This is a genomic window from Polynucleobacter sp. 39-46-10 (assembly GCF_002282275.1).
This window is the reverse complement of sequence record NZ_NCJB01000105.1, coordinates 1-7,835: the sequence shown is the minus strand read 5'-3', so window position 1 is coordinate 7,835 and position 7,835 is coordinate 1. Positions and strand designations below refer to the sequence as shown.

10 protein-coding genes are annotated in these 7,835 nt (G+C 45.0%); 6 read left to right on the top strand and 4 right to left on the bottom strand.

Annotated features, from left to right (window positions below):
* Window positions 1-64: 64 nt before the first annotated feature.
* Genes B7X71_RS09580 through B7X71_RS09570 form a run of 3 tightly spaced genes read right to left on the bottom strand, consistent with a single transcriptional unit; the run spans window position 65 to window position 2,219 of the window.
* A complete protein-coding gene (locus B7X71_RS09580) occupies window positions 65-781 on the bottom strand; it encodes an alpha/beta hydrolase (protein ID WP_293600601.1) in 717 nt (238 codons plus the stop codon).
* Window positions 782-803: 22 nt separating this feature from the next.
* Window positions 804-1,112 (bottom strand): ferredoxin, encoded by a 309-nt coding sequence (locus tag B7X71_RS09575; RefSeq protein WP_215302172.1) that lies wholly within the window; start codon window positions 1,110-1,112, stop codon window positions 804-806.
* A 12-nt stretch (window positions 1,113-1,124) separates the two neighbouring features.
* Window positions 1,125-2,219, bottom strand: coding sequence for a VanZ family protein (locus tag B7X71_RS09570; RefSeq protein WP_293600599.1), 1,095 nt, complete (start codon window positions 2,217-2,219; stop codon window positions 1,125-1,127).
* Window positions 2,220-2,265: 46 nt separating this feature from the next.
* On the opposite strand from B7X71_RS09570, the gene B7X71_RS09565 reads away from it, so the two are divergent.
* A complete protein-coding gene (locus B7X71_RS09565; protein WP_293597964.1) occupies window positions 2,266-3,066 on the top strand; it encodes a biotin--[acetyl-CoA-carboxylase] ligase in 801 nt (266 codons plus the stop codon).
* Window positions 3,063-3,884 (top strand): type III pantothenate kinase, encoded by an 822-nt coding sequence (locus tag B7X71_RS09560; RefSeq protein ID WP_293600597.1) that lies wholly within the window; start codon window positions 3,063-3,065, stop codon window positions 3,882-3,884. The genes B7X71_RS09565 and B7X71_RS09560 overlap by 4 nt, the downstream gene beginning before the upstream one ends.
* A gap of 27 nt (window positions 3,885-3,911) precedes the next feature.
* On the opposite strand, the gene rfaE2 is transcribed toward B7X71_RS09560, so the two are convergent.
* Window positions 3,912-4,403, bottom strand: coding sequence for a D-glycero-beta-D-manno-heptose 1-phosphate adenylyltransferase (rfaE2, locus tag B7X71_RS09555; RefSeq protein ID WP_293597962.1), 492 nt, complete (start codon window positions 4,401-4,403; stop codon window positions 3,912-3,914).
* Window positions 4,404-4,493: 90 nt separating this feature from the next.
* Between rfaE2 and B7X71_RS09550 the strand changes: the two genes are divergently transcribed.
* The 4 genes from B7X71_RS09550 to B7X71_RS09535 all read left to right on the top strand — a co-directional run.
* Window positions 4,494-5,072: a glutathione peroxidase gene (locus B7X71_RS09550; protein WP_293600595.1), complete on the top strand. Its 579-nt coding sequence runs from the start codon at window positions 4,494-4,496 to the stop codon at window positions 5,070-5,072.
* Window positions 5,072-6,460 carry an NAD(P)-binding protein gene (locus tag B7X71_RS09545; RefSeq protein WP_293600593.1) on the top strand — a complete coding sequence of 463 codons (1,389 nt, stop codon included), beginning with the start codon at window positions 5,072-5,074 and terminating at the stop codon, window positions 6,458-6,460. Before B7X71_RS09550 ends, B7X71_RS09545 begins: the two co-directional genes overlap by 1 nt.
* Window positions 6,461-7,246, top strand: coding sequence for a DUF1365 domain-containing protein (locus tag B7X71_RS09540; RefSeq protein ID WP_293597959.1), 786 nt, complete (start codon window positions 6,461-6,463; stop codon window positions 7,244-7,246).
* Window positions 7,243-7,835: class I SAM-dependent methyltransferase (locus tag B7X71_RS09535; protein ID WP_293600591.1), on the top strand; the 593-nt coding region annotated here is incomplete at its 3' end. The genes B7X71_RS09540 and B7X71_RS09535, both read left to right, overlap by 4 nt.

Here is a 7,835-nt window from a genome sequence, read left to right as displayed (position 1 = left end):
GGATATTCAATAAGAGATTTTCTATCTTCAGTCATGTATTGATCTTTCTAATTTGCTTGGTAGTTTATTGATTGCGATGATCAGGCATACCTAACCAAGCACCGGTGATGATGTTACGTATGCAATGTAGACGTCGGTGAAAAAAATGATCTGCGCCTGGCACTACCTGAACAGTTAATTCTTGAGGACGCGCCCAATCTAAGACATCGATCAAGGGAATAGTTTCATCCACCTCGCCATGAATCAAAATCGTATCGGCAGGCACAGGTGCCAAGACCCACTTACCTGCAGCACTTCCCACTATGACGAGTCGTTCAGCTGGGCGTCCAAGTTCTGACAAACGTTGCACTAAATGAGTCCCAACAAAACTTCCAAATGAGAAACCAGAAACGACTAAAGGCAAAGTATTTGCAGTCTGGGTCCACGCTTGTTGTGAGCTAGCTTCAAATTGATTCCAGCTTGAGGGAGTTCGCATCCAATCAGTGACATGCAGTAGATCTTCCATCTCGCCAATACCGTCATCATGAACACCAGCAGTGGCCCCTACGCCTCGAAAATTCGGACGAACACTGACGTAACCCAACTGATTAAAAGCACGCGCCATGGTTTGTGCGACTTTGTTATCCATCGTTCCACCCATTAACGGATGAGGATGGGCAACTAGGGCTAAACCCCTCACTAAAAAATCAGTATTCGTTTTTAACTCATCCGGTAGGTCAATCGACATTTCGATTTGACCCACAACACCATCAATATGAATGATTTTTGTACGGCTATTCATGGAAACGCTTTCTGAAATCTTTTTAAGCTAACTGCAAACGCTCTACTGGGCGCCCCTGCACTAAGTGTGACTGAATAATTTCTTCAATATCTTCAGTGTCGACAAATGTGTACCAAATACCCTCTGGATAAATTACTGCTACCGGTCCATCAGCGCAGCGATCTAAACATCCTGCCTTGTTTATGCGAATTTTTCCTGGGCCTGATAAACCCAACTCTTTCACACGACTTTTTGCATACTCAAATAATGCAAATGCATTATGACGATCGCAACAATCTTCGCCATTCTTACGCTGGTTTAGGCAGAAAAAAACATGGTGCTTAAAGCTCATACATTATCTCAATCAAGTTTTTGAATTAAAGGTAGTCCGATTTCGGAGTGCCCAAATTAACGCCAATGGCAACCATACTACTGAAACCCATTGCATTAGTTCATTAAAGTGTAATAGCCGGCCCTGGTACCACTGCCGTAATGTCAAAATGAAGTAAGGATTGTCTGGTAAGAGATTAATTGCCAGGGTTGCACTCAACAAACAAGTGATCGCAAGCCAAACTTTATTGCTTACCGAAAACCGGAGGGCCCATCTCAGTAACAGACTTCCCAGCAGCATCCCCCAGATAGCGCCAGCCGTGAGCCACACCAAGCTAAATACTGCCCCGAATTGCAATGCCGTAAAGGCAATTTTTACTATAACGGTGAAGCAAAGCAGGCTATTCAAGATTTTCCACTGGGGAGCTTTTGTACGCATCCCTAGCGATAGTAAAAGCCCGGCACCCAACCAGCAAACCGCTGTAATGATGGATTCCTGTACAACATGGTTTATCACCATAGTTCCCCAGTCAACCGAGGCAAAAATCGCATGTCCCCATACTCCCGTTCCAAGCCAAGAACTCTGAGGGTAGATCTGAGTCCAAGGAAAAAGGAGAAACAGGGCGCAAGCGGCCCAGTTCAATCCAAACCATTGGTCAAAACGACGGCGCACCACACTACCAGAGAGCCACTGAGGACCTAAGGGGATAGCCAGCAGGCCGCCTAACAAAGCGCCCAATACATTGGCCCACCAATCCATTTGGCTCGGTATCCGGGTGGGTAGCCAGGTTTGCAAGGACTCCACGCTCAATGCTAAAACTGCACTCAAGCCCAAAGCAATTCCTAAGGCAACAAAATTACGCCAACGCGGATAACAGGCAAAGACCAACATAAATCCCAGGGGAATATAGGCCAAGATATTGACCGAGACATCAAATAGCGTGATGAAGCGAGGCAAAGGGGCATCTAACCACGCTAATGCAGCAATACCATTGTCAAAGTGGAAATCAAAGGGATTGAGGCTGACATAAAGGATTAAAAGCGCGTAGCTCAAACTAATGGCCCTGGCTAAAGGCATCGCCTGGAGGGGCCAAACAAACTTGCGAGGACGCTGATCTTCGTGATGCATTCCCTTATTCTAGGTCAGCTAGGCTAGATCTTTCTACAATAGGAAAATGAATCCGAATTGCATCCTAGAACGTGTTGCTAGCACTAAATCGACCAATGATGATTTATTGGCCCGCTGGCGCGCAGGGGAATTAATCGATCCTGTTGCTCGCATTGCCCACGAGCAGACTTCTGGCAAAGGCAGGGCTGGAAGGGCTTGGCTTTCCAGCCCAGAAGACACCCTATGCTTTTCCTTGGCCTACCCATTCAATAAGCGCCCTAATGAGCTTAGCGGACTCAGTTTAGTAGTAGGGCTGGCAGTCGTCTCCGGCATTGCTGAGGCTCTAGGAACCAATGAACACGCACTCTATCAGCAAGGTTTAAGGCTAAAGTGGCCAAACGATTTACTGCTAAATCATTCCAAACTTGGTGGCATTCTGATTGAAGGTGGGCAAAGCAACCCAAGCTCACCTACGTGGATGGTGATCGGGCTGGGCCTAAATCTACGCAATGCATTAGTGCTTGCAAAGAATCTGGATACCCAATCCTCACTTGGTGTTGCTGCTTTGGATCAACTCGTTCCCCACCAAACACCTCTTCCTGATACTGAGTTTATTTGGCTAAAACTCATTGATTCATTTGAAAAGCATTTAGCTCAATTTAAGCAACATGGATTTGGCTATTTTAAAAATTCATGGGCGCAGTGGGATGCATATAACAATCAATCTGTTTGCATATCAGGCGCAGGCAAAGAGCCTATCATCGGAATTTCTGCTGGTGTTGATGACGCTGGCGCACTGATCCTAAAGCAGCAGGACAAATCCATTGTCATTCATGCAGGCGATGTTTCTTTGCGAGTGCAATCATGAGTCTCTATTTAGTTTTTGATCTTGGTAATACTCGGCTGAAGTGGGCCGCCGTCGAATCAACACAAAACATTTCAGACCGCAACAAAAAACTGTGGTCATATTCTGGATCGATTAGCAACAAGTCATTCAAATCACCCGAGCTACGTGCTGAGCTATCCGACTATATTTCTAAAACAATACCAAAACCAGATGCAATTGCATTTTGCTGTGTGGCTGGCAATGCTGCAATTCAAAATCTACGCAGCCTATTTCCGCAATGGCAAGAGCTTGAATGGAAGCAGCTTTCAGGTGGCAGTACTTATGAGGGTGTACGCACACTCTATCAAGACCCAAGTAAACTGGGTGCAGACCGATGGGCCGCACTGATTGGTGCAAGAGCACTCTCCAATACCAATACCCTGGTGATTAACGCTGGGACGGCTACGACCATTGACTTACTAGGTGGTAATGGCGTTCATTACGGCGGCTGGATTTTGCCGGGCCTTAGCTTGATGCATGAGAGCCTTCAAAAAAATACTGCCCAACTTCCATTAGCAGTTCGCCCTAGTAAGCCTGAAATACAAGCAGGCTTTGGTATTACAACGGATGAAGCTATTACCGGAGGGTGTGATGCAGCTCAAATGGGAGCAATACTGCAAGCAGTGTATTTAGCCAAAGCAATGAATCATCCTGTCGAACGAATTTGGCTTGACGGTGGTAATGCCAAAATTTTGGCAAATGCAATTAAACAATTTCCTGAGCTAGCTGCCTTACCCATTGAGCCTATCGAAGGCTTGGTACTGCGTGGGCTTTGGGCTTGGCTCTTGCAAAATCTTTAAGTACTAGCTCTTTTTAATTTGCTGTGCTTAGCTAGTGCGAATCTTACCCAGTAGCGTTGTAGTAGATCGCTCATATAAAAATGGAATAGCGACTGCTTTGCCGCCCCAGGTTTTTACCAAACGCGTTTCTTCAAGGGTATCGATCTCATAATCTCCACCCTTGACATAAATATCCGGATGAATTTTTGCAATCAGATTAACTGGGGTCTGCTCCGTAAATAATACGGTTAAATCTACACTCTCTAACGCCGCCAATAAAGCCTGGCGGTCAGCCTCGGTATTAATAGGCCTGTCATCGCCCTTACCCAACATTTTGACCGAGGCATCTGAGTTCACGCCCACGACCAGACTCGCTCCTAATGCTCGCGCTTGAGCCAAGTAACTAGCATGTCCGCGATGCAAAATATCAAAGACGCCGTTCGTAAACACCAGAGGTCTTGGTAGTTCGGAAATACGAGCCTCCAGGTCTGCCAGCGCGCAGACTTTGGACTCAAAAGAAGGTAAAGGTAGGGAGCTCATAGCGTCATATTAATGGCATTGAGCCAGGCTCAACGATATTTGTCAGAATGTCTTAGACTTGGACATCCCCACCCCTTTTATAGGCTCAAAATGATTCGTAACTTGCCAAGACATTTATTGGCACTTCTCTTTCTGGTGTCTGCAACGCAATTGGTTCAGGCTGCGCCAACAGCATCACCCAACTGTAGTCCTCTTTTGTCCCACAGTTTTCCGAGATTGCAGGATGAAGCGCCTCAAAGCCTATGCCAATATCAGGGAAAAGTCATTTTGGTCGTCAATACAGCGAGCTTTTGCGGTTTTACAAGTCAATATGAGGATCTAGAGAAGGTATATGCTAAATACAAAGATCATGGCTTAGTTGTATTAGGATTTCCATCAAATGATTTTGGGCAACAAGAACCAGGTAGCAATAAAGACATTGCTGACTTCTGCAAAAATACCTATGACGTAAAGTTCCCTATGTTTGCTAAGAGCTCGGTCAGTGGCAGCAAGCCCAATCCTTTATTTAAGATGCTCATTGCTAAAACTGGTACAACCCCCAAATGGAATTTTTATAAATATCTTATTGATCGCAATGGTAATGTAGTGGATTCATATGGCAGCTTGACTAAACCAACGAGCAGCAGCATTACTAGTGAAATAGAGAAACTTCTTGGAGAGAAAATTTAGTGGGTAAGAAAAAAGTTGCCATCATAGGCGCCGGTATTTCTGGTTTGGGATGCGCATATGCATTAAGACAGTACCCAGACTTAGATCTCACTGTATTCGAAGGCGGCAATCATATTGGTGGTCATAGCAATACAGTAGATCTCACAATAGAAACTTCTGAAGGTAAGCTGACTCACGGGGTAGATACTGGTTTTTTGGTATTTAATCGTAAAACCTATCCCCGCTTAGTTCGTCTATTTGAGGAAATTCAAGTTCCAATTGCTCCATCAGAAATGTCTTTTTCTGTCTCGATTGATGCCGGAGAAAAAATAGGGCGCAACAAAAAGATTGAATGGGCCGGCAACGACATCAATTCTTTTTTTGGACAAAGAAAAAATTTATTCTCATTGTCATTCTGGAGAATGGCTTATGACATCCTACGCTTCAATCGTCTCGCCACTCGACTCGCAGAAGAACAAATCACTGCTAAGCTTGAATACTCAGAGCCAGATGAGCGTATTAAAGATTTTTTAGATCGCAACCGCTTTAGCACTAGCTTTAGAGAAAATTATTTCTTGCCAATGATTGGTGCTATTTGGTCATGCTCAGTTGAGCAGATGCTGGAATTTCCAATTCAGACCATGGTTCGCTTCTGTCACAACCATGGTCTTTTACAAATTCAAAATCGTCCGCAATGGCTTACTGTTAAAGGAGGTTCGAGAGAATACGTGAAGCTTTTAGTCGCGGCGCTAGAAAAACAGCAAGTCCAATTTGTGCGCGAATCGGTTTCTCGTGTCAATGCCCGTAAATCAGAAAATTCTCAGGTCGAAGTCATTACCCCCTTAGGATCTCACTGGTTTGATGAAGTAGTGATGGCTTGTCATAGCGATCAGACTTTAGAGTTAGTCCATGGCATTGACCAAGATGCTCGGAATATTTTGGCCTCTGTACCTTATCAAAAGAATCGTGCAATTTTGCATACAGACCGGAATTTTTTACCGGCCACTGAGCGCTGCTGGGCAGCTTGGAACTACACTGCAAAATCTGGTGCGACACCAACCGCGCAACAACACGTCAGCGTCAATTATTTAATCAACCGCTTACAACCTCTGCCTTCAGCATTCGATAGAACGCAAATTATTGTGAGCCTAAACCCACTAACCGATCCCAACCCATCGCTAGTCCATGAAGAAATTCATTACTCGCATCCCGTATTTGATATGCGCGCGGTCCAGGCACAAAAAGAGCTGCCCTTAATTCAGGGCAATTCCTCGATTTGGTATTGCGGCGCATGGACTGGGTTTGGCTTTCATGAAGACGGTTTACGTTCAGGTGAATTAGTGGCAATGGATCTAATGGAAAAAATTGCTCATCGCGCCCTGCCCAATTCCATTAAAGATGTTCAGTAAATGAATTTGCCAACGATTAATTTTGGTACGGTAAAGCATCGGCGTTTTCGTCCCGCAAAAAATGCGTTTGGCTACGGTGTATTTACTTTATCCATTCCAATGCGTGCACGCAGGAACGATCCGCAACTACTCAGTAAGCATGGTCTCAAAGACAATCAGTTCGGACTTTTTTCATTCTTCGATCAAGATCATGGAATAGGGAATGTAGATAGCCTGTCATGGATTGAAGCGATTCTTGAGCAGCACCACATTCAGCATATTGATGGCGAGATTTGGTTGCAAACCTTCCCGCGAGTACTAGGCTATGTCTTCAATCCTGTCAGCTTTTGGATCTGCACTCAAGCCAATGGACAAGTTCAGGCTGTATTGGCTGAAGTGAATAATACTTTTGGCGAACGACACTGCTACTTACTTCACCATGACTCTGGTGAAGCACTGAAATCTGGAGAGACCTTGGTGAGCAAGAAAGTGTTTCACGTATCACCTTTCTGCGATGTTCGCGGGGAATACCATTTCCGTTTCTTATTTTCACAGGACAGTCGCTCCAAGAGAAATATCGTTTGTCGAATTGAGCTCCATGAGGATGGAAGTCCATTGATCAACACCAGCATCAGTGGCCTAGCTCAACCCCTGAGTAAAAGTGCACTTTACCTTGCCTTTCTACGCTACCCGCTAATGAGTCTTGGTGTGATTGGCCGCATTCATTGGCAAGCATTGAAATTATGGCTAAAAGGTGTACCCTTTCATTCAAAACCCAAACCACCAGAACTTGAAATTACCCGATGAATCGCCCCGGTCAATCACTACTGTCTCGCCTCACCTTCTCCCGTCCGGATAGGCCGAAATCAAAGCAACAGCAATATCGTGCAAGCACACACACCCTTTTAGGTCTCTTAGCGCAATTGCGAAGTGGGCATTTGGTTCTGACACTGCCAAATAAAGAAATAAGGGAATTCGGAAATAAGTCAGATCAACTACATGCAGAGATTCAGGTTTTAGATTGGTCTGTATTTAAACAAGTGCTATCCCATGGCGATATTGGCTTTGCCGAGAGTTATATTCGAGGTGAATGGAATACACCTGATCTCAAGGCTGTTCTAGAGCTAGCTATTCGGAACCGCACCATTCTAGAAAAAGCAATCTATGGGAGTTGGTTGGGCTCCATAGCGTATCGCCTGAGACATTGGTTTAGAGACAACTCCAAATCTGGAAGTCGTAAAAATATCCATGCTCACTATGATCTAGGTAATGCCTTCTATAGCCTCTGGCTAGACCCCACTATGAGCTATTCAAGTGCATGGTTCTCAGAAGGTGATAAGCAATCACTGATGGATGCGCAGCGCGCAAAAATCAAACACATATTAGATTCCATCCA